Genomic DNA, 662 nt, shown 5'->3' with positions numbered 1-662 from the left:
TACCTGGTCAGAAAGGTTGTTGGGGAGGTATTGCAAGAGACAATAGAACTTTTATAAATGCAGTGATGTGGATATTTAGAACGGGAGCTCCATGGAGAGATTTGCCTCCTGATTATGGCAATTGGAAGAATGTACACAGAAGATTCTGTAGATGGCGTGATAATGGGATATGGGAGAATTTGCTAAATATTTTTATAAATGCTCCTGATTTTGAATGGTTAATGATAGATTCTACATTTGTAAAAACTCACAAAGCAGGACTTGGAGCGAAAGGCGGGAATCAAACGGTTAGTCGCACAAAAGGGTGCTCAATACAAAGGTACATATGGCCGTGGATGCGTATGGTATGCCGGTCAGAATTATTGTTACAGAAGGTTCCAGAAATGATTGTACTCAAGCTTGTGAGTTAATCCAGAATATGGAGGCACAACATCTTATGGCTGATAAAGCTTACGATACAAACGCCATAATAGAATCGGCTGTGAATGCAAACATAATTCCTGTAATACCATCAAAAAGAAACAGGAAGATTCAAAGAGAGATAGATAAATATCTATATAAGCTAAGGCACATTATTGAAAATACATTTCAAAAATTTAAAGAATGGCGTGGTATAGCAACAAGATATGCTAAAAATACAAAATCATACATGGCGGGTCTTT

General features: G+C 37.2%; 1 pseudogene. It reads left to right on the top strand.

From position 1 onward, the window contains the following. Positions 1–662 (top strand): annotated as a pseudogene (locus RiCNE_RS08215) (IS5 family transposase); the annotation flags it as partial.

The organism is Rickettsia endosymbiont of Culicoides newsteadi, assembly GCF_002259525.1.
In the GTDB taxonomy this organism is placed as follows: Bacteria; Pseudomonadota; Alphaproteobacteria; order Rickettsiales; family Rickettsiaceae; genus Tisiphia.
This window is presented reverse-complemented; position numbering and strand designations above follow the sequence as displayed.